Origin of the sequence: Streptomyces sp. CBMA29 (assembly GCF_014596445.1) — a bacterium.
Taxonomy (GTDB): Bacteria; Actinomycetota; Actinomycetes; order Streptomycetales; family Streptomycetaceae; genus Actinacidiphila.
The window spans coordinates 23,718-41,497 of the sequence record NZ_MECL01000028.1 but is presented as its reverse complement, the minus strand read 5'-3'; the positions used below and the strand labels follow the sequence as shown (position 1 = coordinate 41,497).

Below are 17,780 nucleotides of genomic sequence, written 5' to 3'. Positions count from 1 at the left end.
TTCCAGGGCCACCCGGGGTAGCCGCCCCGGCCGAACGGCCCTCGCGAGGTCCCTGCACAGGGGCCAATGGGCCCACTGTTCATCTGCATAAACAGGGGAATGGGTAGATAAAGGGACGAAAGCGAGGGATCTCAGGGGCGGCCGGTCGATATCCCGGCCGGTTCGCCCGCGGCGGCGAGAAGGGAACGGCCATGGCGTGCGGAAGCCTGCGGGTGTATCTCGGGGCGGCCCCAGGAGTGGGCAAGACGTACGCGATGCTCGGCGAGGGCCACCTGCGGGCCGGCCAGGGCACCGACGTGGTCATCGCCTACGTGGAGGACTACGGCAGACCGCTGACCCGCCGGATGGCGGAGGGCCTGGAGCAGGTGCCGCGCCGGACCATCGGATACCGCGACTGCGCCTTCACGGAGATGGACCTCGACGCCGTCCTCGCCCGCCGCCCGCGACTCGCGCTGGTCGACGAGATGGCCCACACCAACGTCCCCGGCTCGCGGAACGAGAAGCGCTGGCAGGACATCCACGAATTGCTCGACGCGGGGATCAACGTGATCTCCACCGTCAACATCCAGCATCTCGAGTCGCTCAACGACGTGGTGGAGCACATCACCGGAGCCAAACAGCACGAAACCGTTCCGGACGACGTGGTCCGCGGCGCGGACCAGATCGAACTCGTGGACATGTCCGCCGAGGCGCTGCGGCAGCGGATGGCCGACGGCGACGTCTATCCGCCGGAGCGGGCCGAGCTGGCACTGGTCAACTACTTCCGCGCCGGAAACCTCACCGCCCTGCGCGAGATCGCCCTGCTGTGGGCCGCCGACCGGGTGGAAGAGGCACTTCAGCGCTACCGCCGGGGCCACGGCATCCAGCAGCCCTGGTCCGCGCGCGAGCGGGTGCTGGTCGCCCTTTCCGGCGGCGCCGAGGGAGACACCCTCATCCGGCGCGCCAAGCGCACCGCGTCCCGCGGCGCGGGAGGCGAATTCCTCGCCGTCCACGTCGAGCCCGACGACGCGTCGACGTCCCCTTCCGCTCACCTGCCGAACGGCCAGCGCGCGCTGGTGGAAGAACTCGGCGGCACCTACCACACACTCACCAGCGGCGACCCGGCCCGCGCCATCCTCGACTTCGCCCGGCAGGTGAGCGCCAGCCAGATCCTGATCGGCGCCACCCGGCGCACCCGGCTCCAGAGGCTGTTCAGCCGGGGTGTCGGCGAGATCATCGTCGAGGGTTCGGGCGACGACATCGACGTATGCGTCGTCACGCATTCCCGTGCCGCCCACGGCCGGCTGCTCCGTGTCCGCCAGGCGCGGCCGGACGGCTGAGGACGCGCGGCGCTCCGTCTGACGGGCCACCGGCGCCACGCGCCCGCGATGGTTACTCCATGAGTGACGCGGAACGGATGCCCGCCCGGATCGGCGCCACGCGCCCGGGGTGGTTACCCCGGCCGACCGACGCCCCGTGGCAGACTCGCGCGAGGAACGCCGTGTCCCGGCGCGGGGGCGCTGGCCCGAACGGCCCCCGAACGCTGCCCGGTCGGCTCTGTCGGACCGCGGGCGGGTCCTCCGAGGCTGGGACGACGACTTCGACTGCGCGGAGGAAGACATGCCTCAGGCACCCCCGGCCGAGCCGGGCAGCGCTCTTGACGACACCGAACTGGCCGCCCTGGTCGCCCACTGGAGGGCCGCCAACTACCTGTCCGTCGGCCAGATCTACCTGCTCGCCAATCCCCTGCTCAAGGAGCCGCTCCGCCCCGAGCACATCAAACCGCGGCTGCTCGGCCACTGGGGGACCTCCCCCGGCCTGAACCTCGTGTACACCCACCTCAACCGGGTGATCAGGGCCCGCGGGCTGGACGCGCTCTGCGTGTGGGGCCCCGGACACGGCGGCCCCGCGGTGGTGGCCAACTCCTGGCTCGACGGCAGTTACTCCGCGACCTATCCCGACATCGGGCGGGACGCGGACGGCATGGCCCGGCTGTTCCGGCAGTTCTCCTTCCCCGGCGGCATCCCCAGCCACGTCGCGCCCGAGACGCCCGGCTCGATCCACGAGGGCGGCGAGCTGGGATATTCGCTGTCCCACGCGTACGGCGCGGCCTTCGACAACCCGGACCTGCTGGTGGCGTGTGTCGTGGGCGACGGCGAGGCGGAGACCGGTCCGCTGGCCACTTCCTGGCACTCCAACAAATTCCTCGACCCGGTGCACGACGGCGCCGTCCTGCCGATCCTGCACCTCAACGGCTACAAGATCGCCAACCCGGCGGTCCTGGCCCGGCTCCCCGGGCGCGAGCTGGACGAGCTGCTGCGCGGCTACGGCCACGACCCGATCCACGTGACGGGCGACGACCCGCACGACGTGCACCGCGCGATGGCCGCGGCCATGGACACCGCGCTGGACCGTATCGCCGCCATCCAGGACGCGGCACGCGCAGGCGGCGACGGCGAGCGGGCCCGGTGGCCGATGATCGTGCTGCGTACGCCGAAGGGCTGGACGGGACCCGCCGAGGTCGACGGGCTTCCGGTGGAGGGCACCTGGCGGGCGCACCAGGTGCCGCTGGCCGGGGTCCGCGACAACCCGGAGCACCTGCGCCAGTTGGAGCGGTGGCTGCGCTCGTACCGCCCCGAGGAGCTCTTCGACGGGGACGGCCGCCCGAGCGCCCAGGTGCTGAGCCGCACGCCGGACGGCGAGCGGCGCCTGGGTCTGAACCCGCACGCCAACGGCGGGCTGCTCCGGCGCGACCTGCCGGTGCCGCCACTGGAGGACTTCGCGGTGGCGGTCGACAAGCCGGGGGTGAATCTGCACGAGCCCACCCGCGTGCTCGGCGAGCTGCTCAAGCAGATCATGGCCGACACGGCGGAGCACCGGGACTTCCGGCTGGTCGGCCCGGACGAGACCGCCTCCAACCGGCTCGAAGCCGTCTACGACGTGAGCGGGAAGGCGTGGGAGGCCGAGGTACTCGACACCGACGAGCACCTGGAGCGCGGCGGCCGGGTGATGGAGATCCTGTCCGAGCACACCTGCCAAGGGTGGCTGGAGGGCTATCTCCTGACGGGCCGTCACGGCTTGTTCTCGTGTTACGAGGCGTTCGTGCACATCGTCGACTCGATGGCCAACCAGCACATCAAGTGGCTGCGCACCTCACGGCCGCTGCCGTGGCGGCAGCCCATCGCGTCGCTCAACTACCTGCTGACGTCGCATGTCTGGCGGCAGGACCACAACGGCTTCTCGCACCAGGACCCCGGCTTCGTGGACCACGTCCTCAACAAGTCCCCCGAGGTCGTGCGGGTCTATCTGCCGCCGGACGCCAACACCCTGCTGTCCGTGGCCGATCACGTGCTGCGCTCCAAGGACTATGTGAACGTCGTGGTCGCCGGGAAGCAGCCCTGCTTCGACTGGCTCGACCTGGAGGCCGCCCGCGCGCACTGCGCACGCGGCGCCGGTATCTGGGAATGGGCGGGCTGCGAGGACGGCGCGGAACCGGATGTGGTCCTGGCCTGCGCCGGTGACGTCCCCACGCAGGAGACCATCGCCGCCGTGTCCCTGCTGCGCGAGCACCTGCCCGAACTGTCGGTACGGGTCGTCAACGTGGTCGATCTGGCGCGGCTGCTGCCCAAGGACGAACACCCGCACGGCATGCCCGACGCCGAGTACGACGCGCTGTTCACCCCCGACAAGCCGGTGATCTTCGCCTACCACGGCTACCCGTGGCTCATCCACCGGCTCACCTACCGCCGCACCGGCCACGCCCATATGCATGTGCGCGGTTACAAGGAGAACGGCACCACCACCACGCCGTTCGACATGGTGGTCCGCAACGACCTCGACCGCTACCGGCTGGTCATGGACGTCATCGACCGCGTCCCCGGCCTCGCGGTGGCGGCGGCGCCCGTCCGTCAGAAGATGGAGGACACCCGGCTGCGCCACCACGACTGGATCCGCGAACACGGCGTCGACCTCCCCGAGGTCGCCGACTGGACCTGGACCGGCTGAGGCCGGGAGACACCAGAGGTGACGACGGCGGGCCTTCCGGATTCCGGGAGGCCCGCCGTCGGTGAACGGGGGCGGGTCACTCACCGCACCGGCGGGACCGTGGCCGGATCGGCGCCCTCGGTCACACGCTGTGGTGGCCCCAGCGGGAGTCGGCGTCCGTCCATTCGGCGTCCCAGCGGGCGCACCGGCGGTGGTCGAGAACCTTGGTGGTGATTCCGCAGCCGATCAGGACGCCGGCGCAGATTCCGAAGGCCGCTCCTACGCCGATCACATCGGCCTGGAATTCCCCGGCGGAGCGGGACAGCGGCTGCGCGACCTCGACGCCGCGGCTGTTGGTCCACACCGGAACGACGGCGCCGCGGGAGGTGCCGGGGCTGGCCGTGACGATGCCGGTGAGCACGGTGCCGTCGGGTGCCTTCCACTGCGCCGGTACGTCCACCCGGGACAGCCGGTAGCCGTCCGGGGCCTTCTGGGTCAGTACCGCGCCGGTGCTGTGCCGGTCGAGACGTTGCTGTGCGTACTCGCGCTGGAGACCGTGCGCGGTCGAGACTGCGACCAGCACCGCGACCACCAGCGTGGCCAGGGCCGCCGCGAGGAAGGCCCACGCCTCCACGGCGTACGAACGTCGGCGCAGCGGGTTCTTCCGCAGACGCCACAGCCAGGTTCTGCGTTTCATGGTCGGTCCCTCCTCGTCGAGCGACACGACGGGGGCCGACTGACCCCGTGTCTCCACGCTCCCGCGTCCCGCGCCGCCTGCGGAGGGCCGAACGGCCCTGTCGGGTGGGCGGACCGGACCGTGTGGGATGTCGAGGGCTCCGCCGGGCTCCGCGACCGGACCGAATGAGCGCCTCGGCCACCCGTCACCGAAACGGAGCGGCCATGAGCACACGGTGAGTGGTCGTGGGATCGCCGGACGGGTGAGGTCTCTCGGGGCGCCGGACGGTACCGGCGGGGACGGCGGCGCACGGTGGCCGCCGGGTCCGCCGGGGCCGCCGCGAGGCGCCTGCCGCGTCAACGCCTCGGCACGTTCGGCCCAACCGGGCCGCCGGGCAGAGCCGTTCGGCCCCGCGGGTCGGACCGTGAGCCCCCAGCCTCCGGCCAACACCACGCAGCACAGTGGTGGCTGACCGAACGTCAACCCCCATGGAACTGGGAGCCGTCATGGCAGTCCACGACCACACCCGGCAGCACGCAGGGTTCCGCCTCCTCGCTTGGAACAAGGCGTCCGCCCACCGCGGCGGCGACGCGACGGCAGTCGGCACCGACTCCGCGCTCGTGGCCAAGTCGCTTGCCACCGTGCGGATCGCGACCGGCTTCGTCTTCCTCTGGGCCTTCCTCGACAAGACCTTCGGCTGGCACTACGCGACCGGCTCCGGAAAGGGCTGGATCGACGGCGGCTCGCCCACCAAGGGCTTCCTGGCGGGTGTCTCCGCCGGTCCGCTAGAGTCGTTCTTCCACGACATCGCGGGCAGGGGCTGGACCGACTGGCTGTTCATGCTGGGCCTGCTCGGCATCGGCGTCGCCCTCACGAGCGGCATCGCCCTGCGCCTGACCGCCGCCGCGGGCACCGCCCTGATGGCGATGATGTGGGCCGCGGAATGGCCGCCCGCGCAGCACCTGTCCACCGGCGCGCCGAGCATGTCCTCCAACCCGTTCGTGGACTACCACCTCGTCTACGCCCTCGCGATGATCCTCTTCGCGGTCGCCGCGGCGGGCACCACCTGGGGCCTCGGCCGCGTCTGGGCCCGCATCCCCCTCGTCGCCCGCCACCGCTGGCTCGTGTGAGCCCCGCACCGCCCGCGTGCGACGGGGCACCGCCACCACGGCGGTGCCCCGTCGCAGGCACGCGCGCCCTCGATGTCCGTCGTCGGCGCCGTCAGCGGCCGTCAGCGGTCGCGTCGTCAGCGCGAGGCCCGGCGGAGCCGCTGTACGCGCCGCAGGCGGCGGAGCCTGGCCAGGAGCGTGCCGCGCCGCGCGGTCGGCACGTCCTTCGCGGAGGACGGCCGGGGGTCCGCGGGCGCGGGAGGGCCTGGCGGCGCGGGCGAATCGGGCCGCGGCTCGGCGTCCCGGGCCGGGTCGTCCCGGGCCGGGTAGAGGCCCTCTTCCGGGTAACGGGCGGTGGCGATGGCGTCGACGATCTGGTCGTCGGTGAAGGCGGCGCCGCCGAGGACGTGCGGGAGAAAGCCGACGAGAACGCCGTCGCGCGTCACCACCGCGTCCAGCCCGGCGGCTCCGCCGAGGTTCCACTGGGCCTCGCTGCCGTCCCCCAGCGCCACGCCGATGCCGAATTCGTAGACGCCCGCGTCGGCTCGGTGGGCCATGACGCCTCGTACGCGCAGGGCGGTCACCATGCGCTCGATGCGTTCAGGATCCATGGCAGAAGTCCTTCTTTCCATCGCCTCTCCCCCCGGTCCGCCGCGTGGACGCGGCCTTCGGTCAGGTGGTGTGGCCCGCTCCGTGCGTGGCACGGGGCCGGGCCGGCGGGTGCGGGTGGCGCCGGGTCAGCCCTGCGATGTCCTCGGCGGTGACCACGCCGACGACGCGGTTGTCGTGCAGGACGAGAACGGGGCTGCCCGAGGTGGTCGCGAGACGGTCGAAGACGTCGGTGACCCGGTCGTCGGGGTCGACCAGCAGGCAGCGGTCCAGTGGCAGGGCGACGTCCCGTACCCGGGTGTCCCGCCTGCGCGCCGCCGGGACGGACATGAGCGCGGACGCGGTGACCACGCCGCTGGGCCGGCCGTCGAGGTCGGTCAGCGGAATCATCGTACGGACGCCGGGGCCGGAGGCCGAGGTGGCCAGGAACGCGTCCACGGTGTGCCAGTCCTGGCCCGCGACCGCCGGGCGCATCGCCTGGATGACACGGACGCCGCGCAGAGTTTCGTACAGCACCGAGCGGCGGACCTCAGCGTAGGCGGTGAGCGAGATGAAGGCGCCGAGCAGGACCAGCCACAGCCCCGCGGCCTGGCCCATGAGGACTTCGAGCCAGCCACCGGCGAGCAGTGCGACCCCGAACACCTGGCCGCAGCGCCCGGAGATCCTGGCCGCGCGCTCACGGTCGCCGCGGATGCGCCAGATCACCGCTTGCAGGACCCGGCCGCCGTCGAGCGGGGCGGCGGGCAGCAGATTGAAGACACCGAGAAGTCCGTTTGCCCACGCGACCCAGGCGAGTACGGCCGCGGCCACGGCCCAGTGCAGCGTGTCGTCGACCGTCACGGCGGCGGCCAGGCACAGCCCGCCGAGCACCAGGTTGGTCAGCGGTCCGATCGCCGCCACCCAGCCCTCGTCGCGGGGCGTGGTCGCCGACCCCATTCGCGTGACACCGCCGAGCGCGAAGACCGTCACGTCCTTGACCTCGATCTTCGCGCGGCGCGCCGCCAGGGCGTGGGCCGTCTCGTGCGCGACCAGGCTCACGGCGAGCGCCAGCGCGCCGATCAGCGCCCCGGTCCGGTAGGCGGCCGCGGAGTGGCCCGGCGCCCAGGCGGACAGGACGCCGCCGCCCAGGGCGACGCTCACGAAGACGATCAGCAGGGGCGCGCTCCAGTGCATCCGCAGCGGTACACCGGCGATCCGGCCCAACCGCACCGATCCGTTCATCGCACCCTCCAGCCCCCGCCCACCGCACACCGGGCAAACAGCGACAAAAGTCGCCCTCTCCTCCATGGTCCTCCCCCGAGCCCCGGACCGTGCGGCCCGGCCGGCTCCGGGGCGGGATCTTGACGTCTCCCTTGCACCGCCGCACCCGCGTCTCCCAGCGCACCCGACGAGCGGAAGCCGGGGCGCCCGGTGCGGGATTCCTTCTGCGCAACGCCTTGACGCCACCACAGTGAGCGCTAACAATAACGGCCAAGTGATAGAGCGTCAGGCCCACGCGTGACGCGCTCTCGCGCTCTGCGTCCAGGCCGAGCCGCCACGGACGGACACAGGAGCCGAGAGCGCGTCGGCGGGGCGAACGGTTGTCCGGTATCCCGAGGCCGCCAGGGACGGCGCAGGCCAGGATCGTTCACGCACGACTGGCACGCCCCGGCGGGCGGCACCGGCCGCGTGTCGCCTTCGCGTTGCCGAGGCACTGGACCATGTCGCGTTGTTAGCGATCACAATTCGAGCCCATCCGACCGTCATGAACCCGCCGTACGGCCATGTGCGACGCCCCGCCGCCCGCTGCCCGCGGCGGTCCCCCCACTTACGTCGAGGAGGACATTCATGTCCCTGACCGCATCGAATCCCCTACCGGGCCGCTTCAGGAAATGGGCGCTCTGCCTCGCCGCCGCGGTGACCCTCATCGCGGGTGTCCTGATCGGCGGCACGGGCACCTCCCACGCGGCGGGTTCGCTCCCGTGCGACGCGTACAGCTCGGGCGGCACCCCCTGCGTGGCCGCCCACAGCACCACACGGGCGCTGTACTCCACGTACAACGGCTCGCTGTACCAGGTCAGGCGCGCCTCCGACAACGCCACACAGAACATCGGCGTGCTGAGCACGGGCGGATACGCCAACGCCGCCGCGCAGGACTCGTTCTGCTCCGGGACGACCTGCGTCATCACGGTCATCTACGACCAGTCCGGACGCGGCAACAACCTCACCCAGGCGCCCGGCGGCGGGGCCGCGGGCGGTCCCGACAATCTGGCGAACGCGACCGCGGCGCCGACCACGGTGGGCGGCCACAAGGCGTACGGCGTCTACGTGGCGCCCGGCACCGGCTACCGCAACGACCACACCAGCGGGATCGCGACCGGCGACCAGCCGGAGGGGATGTACGCGATCCTCGACGGCACGCACTACAACGGCGGCTGCTGCTTCGACTACGGCAACGCCGAGACCAGCAACAACGACACCGGCAACGGCCACATGGAAGCCATCTACTTCGGAAACATCAAGGTCTGGGGCTACGGCGCGGGCAACGGCCCCTGGGTCATGGCCGACCTGGAGAACGGCCTGTTCTCCGGCGTGAACCAGCACTACAACGCCAACGACCCGTCCGTGAACTACCGCTACCTGACCGCCATGGTCAAGGGCGGCCCGAACCAGTGGGCGATCCGCGGCGGCAACGCGCAGTCGGGCGGCCTGTCGACGTACTACAGCGGCGTCCGCCCCAACGTCTCGGGCTACAACCCGATGCACAAGGAGGGCGCGATCATCCTCGGCATCGGCGGCGACAACAGCAAGGGAGCCCAAGGCACCTTCTACGAGGGCGTGATGACGTCGGGCTATCCGTCCGACGCGACGGAGAACGCGGTGCAGACCAACATCGCCTCGGTCGGCTACGGCGGGTCCTCGTCCGGCTCCGGCGGCCTGACCCCCGGTTCACGGATCTCGCTGCGGGCCACGACCGCGTGCTGCACCGCCGACTACATCCGGCACGACGACAGCGACGCCAATGTGGTCATCTCGCCGGTGTCCTCGTCCAGTTCGGCGACCGACAAGGCCGACGCGACCTGGATCGTACGGGCGGGCCTGGCCAACAGCGCCTGCGTCTCCTTCGAGTCCGCGAACGCCTCGGGACAGTATCTGCGCCACTACAACTTCCAGCTCAAGCTCAACGCGAATGACGGCAGTTCCCTCTACGCCCAGGACGCGACCTTCTGTCCGCAGGCGGGCAACAACGGCCAGGGCAACACCTTCCAGTCCGTCAACTACACCGACAAGGACATCCGCCACTACAACAACACCGTCTACATCGGCAGCAACGGCGGCTCCAACGCCTGGGACAGCGCCACGTCCTGGAGCGACGACACGAGCTGGGTCGTCTCCCAGCCCTGGGGCTGACCCGTCCGACGGCTACGGGCCGCGCCGCCACCCGGCGACGCGGCCCTCCGCCGAGGTCGCCCGGGTTCACCCGCTCGGGCCGCCTGCCAGGCCGACCAACTTGTATATGAGATACAATGCGGCCATGTCATCCGAGCCCGAACCCGTCATCGACAGACCCGAGAGTCTGACCAATGTCGTGTACGACGCCATCCGTCGGCTGATCATCACGCAGTCGCTGGCACCGGGTGCCCGGGTGTCGGAGAACATGCTGGCCCAGCGCCTCCAGGTGAGCAAGACACCGGTGCGCGAGGCCGTACTGCGACTGGCGCACGCGGGCCTGGTGATCGCGGACGGCAAGCGGGGCGCGCGCGTGCCGGAGCTCTCCGCCGAGCGCCTGGCGGCCGCGTACGAATTCCGGGAGGGCGTGGAGGCGCAGACGGCGAAGCTGGCCGCGGCCAAGGCGGGCCAGAAGGCCCGCGAGACCATGCGCGGTGCGGCGGCGGCCTGTATGGCGGCGGCCCGCAGCGGTGACATGCAGGGCTTCCAAGAGCACGACCGGGCCTTCCACCTCGCCGTCGCCGACGCGGCGAACAACAGCTATCTGCGCGGCTGCGTCGAGGACGCCTACGACCTGGTGTGGACGCTGCGGCTGCGGGACTCCCCGGCCAGCGGGGACGTCGTCTACACCGCGGGCGAGCACGAGATGATCCTGGGCGCCATCATCGACGGCCGCGAGGACGCGGCACGCGGCCTGATGAGCACGCACATCAGGAATGTGCAGGCCTTCGTACTCGGCGCCATGGCGGGCAGCGGCACCTGATCGTCGCCTCACACGTGTGGGGGCCCGGCCACCTCGGTGGCCGGACCCCCCACACGTGTCGTGTCCGCTCACTCCAGTTCGCGGTCCCTGGTCTCGGGTCCGACCGCCACCGCGATGAACGAGATCACCGAGAGCCCGACCGCGAAGATCGCGATCGGCCACACCGAGTGGTAGGCGGCGTAGAGGGCCGCCGCGATGTACGGCGACAGACCGCCCGCGAAGACGGAGCCGATCTCCCGGCCGAGGGTGATCCCCGAGAAGCGCACGGACGTCGGGAACAGCTCCGCGAACAGGGCGCCCACCACGGAGGTCAGCGCTCCCCACCCGATCGAGATGCCGAGGATCAGGGCGATCGTGAAGGGCACCGGCGAGCCGATCCTGACAAGACCGAACAGCGGGAACGCGGCCACGATCGAGAATCCGGCGCCGAACAGGAACACCGGTTTGCGCCCGATCCGGTCGGACAACCGGGCGAACTGCGGGATCAGTGCCAGCGCCACCACGCACGAGATCGCCAGGCAGATCAGTGCCGTGGTGGGGTTCATGTCCAGTTCCTGCTTGGAGTAACTGAGCAGGTAGGTCGCGTAGACGAAGAAGACGCCGTTGTCGACCAGACGCGCGCCCAGCACGATGAGCACCGACCGCCAGTGGTGGCGTACGACCTCGGCTATCGGCATCCTGGCGCGCTCTCCGGCCGCCTCCGCCTCCTCGAACACCGGTGACTCCGAGACGCGGGAACGAATGATCATCCCGACCACCACGAGCACGATGCTCAGCAGGAACGGCAGCCGCCAGCCCCACGCCTCGAACTGCGCGTCGGTGGTGAGATACGTGATCAGCGCGTAGACGCCCGACGACAGCAGCAGGCCGCCGACCACACCGCAAGCCATGAACGAGGTGTGGAACGCCCTGCGTTCCTTGGTGGTGTGCTCGACCGCGAGCACGATCGCCCCGCCGAGTTCGCCACCGGCCGCGAAGCCCTGGACCAGCCGCAGCACGACCAGCAGCGCGGGCGCCCACCAGCCGATCGCTGCGTGCGTCGGCAGCGCGCCGATCAGCGTGGTGGCCACGCCCATCATCAGCAGCGTGATCACAAGGATCGTCTTGCGGCCGAGCCGGTCCCCGAAGTGGCTGAAGACGAAGCCGCCGACGGGCCGGGCGGCGAAGCCCACGCCGAAGGTGGCGAACGACGCCAGGGTGCCGTTGGTCGGGGAACTGTCGGGGAAGAACACGGACCCGAACACGAGCGAGGCGGCCGTGCCGTACGCGAAGTAGTCGTACCACTCCAGCACGGAGCCCACCGTCCCGGCGATGATCGCCTTGCGGGTCTCCTTGCTCTGCGCACCGGCGGTCACCGGGTCACGTATCTCTGCGGGGCTCGAAGTTGCCATGGCTGACGTCCTTGTCGTCCGAGGGGGGGATCACGCGGGCCGCGTGCCGGCCCCGGAGGGCTGAAAGAGCTCGATCGTGACGCCGTCCGCGGTGCGCAGATAGCAGGTCACGGCTCCGGCGTTGGCGCCGGAGGGAACGACGACGGGTTCCGGGCCGCGCGGGGTCGCGCCCAGGGCCAGGGCGCGCTCGAACTCGGCGCGCGCGTCGTCGACCTGGAGGCAGACGTGGACATTGCCCGCGTGGTACGTCTCGGGGTCCACGGCGGTGGGGTCGCGGTCGAGGTACTGGAGCAGTTCGAGGTAGCCGCCGGAGGGCAGGTCGACCTGGCTGCCGAGGATCCGCACGCCGGGGTAGCCGGACATCGCGGCGATGAACGGGCCCTCGATGACGTAGCGGCGCACCGATGTGGTGTGCAGCAGCTCTTCCCAGAACCGCTCTGAGGTGTCCATGTCCCGTACGGTGATGCCGATGTGGTGGACCCGGAATCCGGTGGTCATGCCTGGCTCCCTTCCTCGCCGTTGTCGGCGGCAGGCTGTTTGAAGGCGGTGTAGACGGCCGTGAGCGCCCGCTCGATGGGGATGCGCTCGGTGCTCGACGCTCCGACGAAGCCGTGGGCTCCGGTGCGGGCGGCGACGTACGCGGCGTCGGCGGGCTCGATGATCGGGCCGCCGTGGCTGAGCAGGATGATGTCGTCGCGGACCTCGCGGGCGGCGTCGAAGACCGCGCAGAAGACCCGTGCCACCTCGTCGAGCGGTGTGGTGCGTTCCTGGGTGATGCCGACCTCGCCGCCGCCGGTCACCCCGGCGTGGCCGACGACGACGTCCGCGCCCGCGCGCACCATCTCGGCGGCCTCTTGTGGTGTGTAGACGTACGCGAGGGCGGCAAGGCCCCGCTCGCGCGCCGCGGTGATCATGGCGTACTCGCGGCCGATGCCGAGGCCGAGCGCTTCCAGGTCCTTGCGGTAATTGCCGTCGATGCGTCCGACGGTCGGGAAGTTGATCACACCGCTGTAGCCGGTCGCCGCCATCTCGTCGAGCAGGTCGTCCATATCGCGGGTGATGTCCTGCGCGTACACCCCGCCGATCACGGGCGTGTCGCGCACAACGGGGAAGATCCGCTCGCGGCCGAGCTGGAGCATGACGTCGTTGGCGTTGGCGACGGGGAGCGCGCCCATGATGCTGGGCAGGCCGTCCTGGCGGAATTTCCCCGACGCGTAGACCACCAGCAGGTCGACGCCCGAGCGGTCGGCGATGCGGGCGACCAGCCCGCTGCCCGCGCCGCTGCCGACGATCTGTCGCCCCTGGGCGATCTCGGCGCGCAGCCGCCGCAGGACTTCGTCACGGGGGATTCTTCTGTTCATGTCGGTTCGCTTCTCTCGGTTCCCTCGGTGGCGGCCGTCGCGGCCCTGCCGCCTGTGTCGGCCGTGCCGCACGAGAAGTCGGCCACGGTGTCGAATTCCGCCAGTACGGCGGCGGCGAACGTCTCGTCGGTGAGATGGGCGTCCACCTCCCGGATCGGTACGGTGCCGGGCAGGGCCCGGCGCAGCCGGACGGTGAAGGCACCGTCGGCCACCGGGTCGAAGAACGGCTGCCCGGTGGCGTCCAGGGCGGAGAAGCCGCGGGACGGTACGACGACGCGGACGCGTTCCGGGTGGCGGGCCAGGCCGATTCTGGCCGCGAAGTACTCGGCGACCGCCTCGCTGTCGGCGGCGGAGGCGCGTACCAGCGTGGTGGTGGGGCTGTGCCGTACGGTCGCGCGCCCGGCCAGTTCCGCGGGCACCGTCTCCGGCGGCCCGTAGTTGATCACGTCGATCGCACCGGGTGCCAGCACGCACGGGATGCCCGCGCGCAGCGCGGCCTCCAGCCGCCTCGGCCCGGCTGACCGGGCGCCGCCCGCGACCTCGTCGGTCACCTCGGTGGTGGTGAGGTCGATGACGGCGCTGAGCGCGCCCTGGTCGATCATGGCTTCCATCGCCCGGCCGCCCGAGCCGCGGGCGTGGAAGACGCAGACCCGCAGCCCGCGCCGTTCGAGGCCGGTGACGACGCGGGCGACAGCCGCCTCGGTGACACCGAAGGAGGTCACGCCCACCTGGGGCCGGTCCGTGGTCGGCCGGTAGGGCAGCGACACGACGGCCGCCATGGCGGCGGCGGCCCTGCGCAGCACCACCTCCAGCAGGTCGCTGTCGCCGTGGAAGTCGACCACCGGCTGGACGAGGTGGATGTCGCCCACGCCGACCAGTGCGGACACGTCGTCGGTGACGCCGGTGGAGACCAGCATCCGGGGAAAGCCGACCGGCGCCCGCCGGATCGCCGGCGCGGCGATGCTCGCCCCCGTGCCGCCGCCGATCGCCAGAAGTCCGCTGATCCCGTGGGCGTGGCGCAGGTCGTCCACGATCGCGGCCAGCCCCGCGCCGAGCGCGGGAAGCCGGTCACGGCCGCTGCCCTGTACGGACCCCAGGACGGCCAGACCGCGCTGCTCCACCTGGTCGGCGGTGATGTCGGAGGCGACGGCGCGCGGCGCTCCGGGGCCGAGGCCCGCGCCCGTGCCGGTGTCGATGAGCAGCACCGGGCAGTGGCGGCGGCGCAGTTCGTCCAGCAGCACGCGGACCGCCGGGCCCTTGGTGTCGAGCGTCGCGGCGACCACCAGGGGTGCGCTCGGGGTGGTCACCTCGGCACCTGCTGCCAGGCGCGCGCCTCCACCGACGCCTCGACCGCCTCTTCGACCTGCTTGGCACGCAGGCCCTCCTCGAAGCCGGTCTGGACCTGCCCGTCACCGGCGATCGCCTTGACCAGTTCGAGGAACTGGAGGGTCTTGGTCTCGCCGAAGCCGATCTGGTAGCCGGGCACCCGCCAGAAGTGACCGGCGTAGGGGTGCGCGGGGCCCATCAGCAGGGTGCGGAAGCCCTGGCGGTCCTTGGGGTCGCGGGAGTCGTAGAAGTTCAGCTCGTTCATCCGCTCCCAGTCGAAGACCAGCGAGCCCTTCGTGCCGTGCAGTTCGAAACCGCAGTGATTCTTGCGGCCCGGCGAGGAGCGGGTGTTCTGAAGGTAGCCGTAGGCGCCGCCGGTGAACTCCGCGAGGAAGGCGGAGTCGTCCTCGACGTCGACCTCGACGGCTTCGCCGGTGGCCGGGTCGCGGCGGTAGGGGACGTGGATGCGGGACAGGCCGACCACGGAGTCGAAGTCGCCGACGAGGTAGCGGGCGATGTCGATGACGTGACTGCCGGTGTCCCCCAGCGCGCCGGAACCGGCTCCGGCGCGGCTGTACTTCCAGGTCATGGGGGCGGTGTCGTCGGCCCCGAAGTCGGCGAGCCAGAAGCCGCGGAAGTCGCGGACCTCGCCGATCGTGCCGTCGTCGATCAGCCGCCGTGCCTGCTGTACGGCGGGTGCCAGTCGCCAGTTGAGGCCGATCTGGTGGACGATGCCCGCCCGCTGCGCGGCCCGCGTCATCTCCTCGGCCTGAGCGGCCGTGTTCGCCAGCGGCTTCTCGCAGGTCACGTGCTTGCCCGCGGCGATGGCCGCGAGCACCACCTCATGGTGCATCGCGTTGGGCAGCACGATGTCGATCACGTCGACCTCGGGGTCCTCCACGACCGCGCGCCAGTCGCTCGACCAGCGGCGGAATCCGAACGCTTCGGCCGCCGCCCGCGCCAGTTCGTCCGTGGCGTCGCAGATGACCTCGCGGACGGGTTCGAGCGGGAGCCCTTCCACGTAGACGGGCAGGTTGGCGAGGGCGACGCTGTGCGCCCGCGCCATGTAGCCGCCGCCGATGATGCCGATCCTGAGAGCCGCCATTGCCTCTTCCTCCAACGCCACAATCCCACAATGTTGTATATGAGATATGAGATTTATGAGGGCATAATAGTGTGTCTTCGCCACAGCGCAACCCCGGACGCACCCTCATGGGGTCGGCGATCGCGAGCCGACAGGGTGACCCGACACCCGCTCGGTGCGCGGGCTCCGCAGGTCCGCCACAAGTGGCCGCCGAATCAGTGGGGTTGCGACCATCGGCGTGACGGCAGGGTTGCCAGACCTCTCGCCGACCCCGCGCTGCGACTCTAGTGTATAAGATATGAGATGCATACCTCGATGGTGTGCCGACTTACGAGACGCGGCGCGCGGTCCTCCCCAGGGGCGGCCGCATCGCGCGCACTGGAAGGACTCGGATGACGAAGCTCTCAGCCGGAGTGTGGGGCGTCGTGGCGACGCCGTTCCACGACGACCTCGGCGTCGACCTCGACAGCCTCGCGACCCTGGTCGGCCGCTACGAAGAACTGGGCGTGGCCGGGCTGACCGTGCTCGGCGTCTTCGGCGAGGCCGCCAAGCTCGACAGCGCGGAACGCGCGCGGGTGCTGTCCACCGTGATCGAGACGGTGGACCTGCCCGTGGTGGTCGGCGCCACCACCTTGGCCACCGCCCCGGTGATCGAGGAGGCGGAACTGGCCAAGCGCGTCGCGGGCGACCGGCTCGCGGGCGTCATGGTGCAGATCAACAGCGTCGCCCCCGCGGTCCTCGCGGCCCACCTCAACGCCGTCCACCGCGCGACCGGCGTCGGCCTGGTCGTGCAGGACTACCCCGCCGCCAGCGGCGTGTCCATGCCGCTGCCCAGCCAGCTCGAAGCGCTCGCCGACGTCGACGGCATCGTCGCCGTCAAGGCCGAGGCGGCCCCCACGGCGGCCCGCGTCGCGGCCCTGAGCGAGCGATTCGACATACCGGTCTTCGGCGGCCTCGGCGGCATCGGCCTGATCGACGAACTCCAGGCGGGCGCGGCGGGCGCGATGACCGGCTTCTCCTACCCCGAGGGCCTGCTCGCCACCATCGACGCGTACCGCGACGGCGGCTTCGCGGCGGCCCGCGAGGCCCTCGCGCCGTACCTCCCGCTGATCGCCTTCGAGCAGCAGCCGGGAATCGGGCTCGCCATCCGCAAGGCGTGCCTGGCCCACCGCGGACTGATCGCCGGAGGAGCCGTACGGCCCCCGGCGCCGGGCATACCCGAGGCGCTGATGCCCAGCCTTCACCACCACCTGGCCGCCGTCGAAAGCGTGGTGAATCACTGATGGACCTGCGCATCAAGGGAAAGCGCGCCCTCGTCCTGGGCTCCACCGGCGGGCTCGGCGCGGCTTCGGCCCACGCCCTGGCCGCCGAGGGCTGCGCCGTGGCCGTCTGCGGACGCCAGGAGGAACGGGTCCTGACAATGGCCGCGGAGCTGCCCGGCGCCGCCGTCGGCATCCCCGTCGACCTCACCGAACCGCGCGCCGCCGACACACTCGTCGAGGCGGCGCAGCGGCACCTCGGCGGTGTGGACATCCTCGTGCTCAACGGTCCGGGACCGCGGCCCGGAACCGCGGCCGACCTCGACCCCGACACCCTCACCGACATCCTCGACCCGCTGCTCGACGTGCATGTCCGCCTGGTACGGGCCCTGTTGCCCGCGATGCGCGCGGCGGGCTGGGGCCGGGTCGTGGCGATCGGCTCCTCCGGGGTCGCCGCGCCGCTGCCGAATCTGGCCGCCTCCAACGTCGGGCGCTGGGCGCTGGCCGCGTATCTCAAGACCCTGGCCGCCGAGGTCGCGGCGGACGGCGTCACCGTGAACATGGTGCTGCCCGGCCGGGTCGCCACCGACCGGATCGCCCGGCTCGACGAGGCCGCGGCCGAGCGCTCCGGCACCGACGTCGAGACCGTACGGGACGCGTCCCGGGCCGACATACCCGCCCGCCGCTACGGAAGCCCCGAGGAATTCGGCGACGTCGTCGCCTTCCTCGCCTCCGCGCGGGCCTCGTACGTCACCGGGTCCGCCGTCCGTGTCGACGGCGGCCTCGTCCGCGCCCTGTGAAACTCCCCAC

15 protein-coding genes are annotated in these 17,780 nt (G+C 71.5%); 7 read left to right on the top strand and 8 right to left on the bottom strand.

Annotated elements, in window-relative coordinates; translation table 11 throughout:
* Positions 1-191 precede the first annotated feature (191 nt).
* Together BGM09_RS04255 and BGM09_RS04250 are read left to right on the top strand one after the other, a co-directional pair.
* Positions 192-1,319 carry a universal stress protein gene (locus tag BGM09_RS04255; RefSeq protein WP_188280027.1) on the top strand — a complete coding sequence of 376 codons (1,128 nt, stop codon included), beginning with the start codon at positions 192-194 and terminating at the stop codon, positions 1,317-1,319.
* A 280-nt stretch (positions 1,320-1,599) separates the two neighbouring features.
* The gene (locus tag BGM09_RS04250; protein WP_188280026.1) at positions 1,600-3,984 is read left to right on the top strand and encodes a phosphoketolase; all 2,385 of its coding nucleotides are present in this window, start codon (positions 1,600-1,602) and stop codon (positions 3,982-3,984) included.
* Positions 3,985-4,105: 121 nt separating this feature from the next.
* On the opposite strand, the gene BGM09_RS04245 is transcribed toward BGM09_RS04250, so the two are convergent.
* Positions 4,106-4,660, bottom strand: coding sequence for a hypothetical protein (locus BGM09_RS04245; RefSeq protein WP_188280025.1), 555 nt, complete (start codon positions 4,658-4,660; stop codon positions 4,106-4,108).
* A 485-nt stretch (positions 4,661-5,145) separates the two neighbouring features.
* On the opposite strand from BGM09_RS04245, the gene BGM09_RS04240 reads away from it, so the two are divergent.
* On the top strand, positions 5,146-5,769 hold the full coding sequence (locus tag BGM09_RS04240) for a hypothetical protein (protein ID WP_188280024.1): 624 nt from the start codon (positions 5,146-5,148) through the stop codon (positions 5,767-5,769).
* A gap of 116 nt (positions 5,770-5,885) precedes the next feature.
* Here the strand turns inward: BGM09_RS04240 and BGM09_RS04235 are convergent, their stop codons facing one another.
* The gene (locus BGM09_RS04235) at positions 5,886-6,359 is read right to left on the bottom strand and encodes a hypothetical protein (protein ID WP_188280023.1); all 474 of its coding nucleotides are present in this window, start codon (positions 6,357-6,359) and stop codon (positions 5,886-5,888) included.
* Positions 6,360-6,420: 61 nt separating this feature from the next.
* Positions 6,421-7,578, bottom strand: coding sequence for a site-2 protease family protein (locus BGM09_RS04230; protein ID WP_188280022.1), 1,158 nt, complete (start codon positions 7,576-7,578; stop codon positions 6,421-6,423).
* Between the two features lie 606 nt (positions 7,579-8,184).
* On the opposite strand from BGM09_RS04230, the gene BGM09_RS04225 reads away from it, so the two are divergent.
* Together BGM09_RS04225 and BGM09_RS04220 are read left to right on the top strand one after the other, a co-directional pair.
* Entirely contained in the window at positions 8,185-9,747 is a 1,563-nt protein-coding gene (locus BGM09_RS04225; RefSeq protein ID WP_188280021.1) for an alpha-L-arabinofuranosidase B, read from the top strand.
* 124 nt (positions 9,748-9,871) lie between these two features.
* Entirely contained in the window at positions 9,872-10,549 is a 678-nt protein-coding gene (locus tag BGM09_RS04220; RefSeq protein ID WP_188280020.1) for a GntR family transcriptional regulator, read from the top strand.
* Positions 10,550-10,617: 68 nt separating this feature from the next.
* On the opposite strand, the gene BGM09_RS04215 is transcribed toward BGM09_RS04220, so the two are convergent.
* From BGM09_RS04215 to BGM09_RS04195, 5 genes are read right to left on the bottom strand one after another with little or no spacing between them, the layout of a single operon-like run.
* The gene (locus BGM09_RS04215; protein WP_188280019.1) at positions 10,618-11,940 is read right to left on the bottom strand and encodes an MFS transporter; all 1,323 of its coding nucleotides are present in this window, start codon (positions 11,938-11,940) and stop codon (positions 10,618-10,620) included.
* Between the two features lie 30 nt (positions 11,941-11,970).
* Positions 11,971-12,438 carry a VOC family protein gene (locus tag BGM09_RS04210; protein WP_188280018.1) on the bottom strand — a complete coding sequence of 156 codons (468 nt, stop codon included), beginning with the start codon at positions 12,436-12,438 and terminating at the stop codon, positions 11,971-11,973.
* Positions 12,435-13,301, bottom strand: a complete 867-nt coding sequence (locus BGM09_RS04205) for a phosphoenolpyruvate hydrolase family protein (RefSeq protein ID WP_188280017.1) — start codon at positions 13,299-13,301, stop codon at positions 12,435-12,437. Before BGM09_RS04205 ends, BGM09_RS04210 begins: the two co-directional genes overlap by 4 nt.
* Positions 13,298-14,608, bottom strand: coding sequence for a Tm-1-like ATP-binding domain-containing protein (locus BGM09_RS04200; protein ID WP_188280016.1), 1,311 nt, complete (start codon positions 14,606-14,608; stop codon positions 13,298-13,300). The genes BGM09_RS04205 and BGM09_RS04200 overlap by 4 nt, the downstream gene beginning before the upstream one ends.
* The gene (locus tag BGM09_RS04195) at positions 14,605-15,732 is read right to left on the bottom strand and encodes a Gfo/Idh/MocA family protein (RefSeq protein ID WP_188280015.1); all 1,128 of its coding nucleotides are present in this window, start codon (positions 15,730-15,732) and stop codon (positions 14,605-14,607) included. Before BGM09_RS04195 ends, BGM09_RS04200 begins: the two co-directional genes overlap by 4 nt.
* A gap of 371 nt (positions 15,733-16,103) precedes the next feature.
* Here BGM09_RS04195 and BGM09_RS04190 point away from each other — a divergent pair, with 371 nt between their 5' ends.
* Together BGM09_RS04190 and BGM09_RS04185 are read left to right on the top strand one after the other, a co-directional pair.
* Entirely contained in the window at positions 16,104-16,994 is an 891-nt protein-coding gene (locus BGM09_RS04190) for a dihydrodipicolinate synthase family protein (RefSeq protein WP_188280014.1), read from the top strand.
* Positions 16,994-17,770, top strand: coding sequence for an SDR family oxidoreductase (locus BGM09_RS04185; protein WP_188280013.1), 777 nt, complete (start codon positions 16,994-16,996; stop codon positions 17,768-17,770). Before BGM09_RS04190 ends, BGM09_RS04185 begins: the two co-directional genes overlap by 1 nt.
* Positions 17,771-17,780 lie beyond the last annotated feature (10 nt).

Excerpts from the sequence above, each read along its gene's own strand:
- BGM09_RS04255 (WP_188280027.1), top strand. The coding sequence starts at position 192 with ATGGCGTGCGGAAGCCTGCGGGTGTATCTCGGGGCGGCCCCAGGAGTG.
- BGM09_RS04250 (WP_188280026.1), top strand. The coding sequence starts at position 1,600 with ATGCCTCAGGCACCCCCGGCCGAGCCGGGCAGCGCTCTTGACGACACC.
- BGM09_RS04245 (WP_188280025.1), bottom strand. The coding sequence starts at position 4,660 with ATGAAACGCAGAACCTGGCTGTGGCGTCTGCGGAAGAACCCGCTGCGC.
- BGM09_RS04240 (WP_188280024.1), top strand. The coding sequence starts at position 5,146 with ATGGCAGTCCACGACCACACCCGGCAGCACGCAGGGTTCCGCCTCCTC.
- BGM09_RS04235 (WP_188280023.1), bottom strand. The coding sequence starts at position 6,359 with ATGGATCCTGAACGCATCGAGCGCATGGTGACCGCCCTGCGCGTACGA.
- BGM09_RS04230 (WP_188280022.1), bottom strand. The coding sequence starts at position 7,578 with ATGAACGGATCGGTGCGGTTGGGCCGGATCGCCGGTGTACCGCTGCGG.
- BGM09_RS04225 (WP_188280021.1), top strand. The coding sequence starts at position 8,185 with ATGTCCCTGACCGCATCGAATCCCCTACCGGGCCGCTTCAGGAAATGG.
- BGM09_RS04220 (WP_188280020.1), top strand. The coding sequence starts at position 9,872 with ATGTCATCCGAGCCCGAACCCGTCATCGACAGACCCGAGAGTCTGACC.
- BGM09_RS04215 (WP_188280019.1), bottom strand. The coding sequence starts at position 11,940 with ATGGCAACTTCGAGCCCCGCAGAGATACGTGACCCGGTGACCGCCGGT.
- BGM09_RS04210 (WP_188280018.1), bottom strand. The coding sequence starts at position 12,438 with ATGACCACCGGATTCCGGGTCCACCACATCGGCATCACCGTACGGGAC.
- BGM09_RS04205 (WP_188280017.1), bottom strand. The coding sequence starts at position 13,301 with ATGAACAGAAGAATCCCCCGTGACGAAGTCCTGCGGCGGCTGCGCGCC.
- BGM09_RS04195 (WP_188280015.1), bottom strand. The coding sequence starts at position 15,732 with ATGGCGGCTCTCAGGATCGGCATCATCGGCGGCGGCTACATGGCGCGG.
- BGM09_RS04190 (WP_188280014.1), top strand. The coding sequence starts at position 16,104 with ATGACGAAGCTCTCAGCCGGAGTGTGGGGCGTCGTGGCGACGCCGTTC.
- BGM09_RS04185 (WP_188280013.1), top strand. The coding sequence starts at position 16,994 with ATGGACCTGCGCATCAAGGGAAAGCGCGCCCTCGTCCTGGGCTCCACC.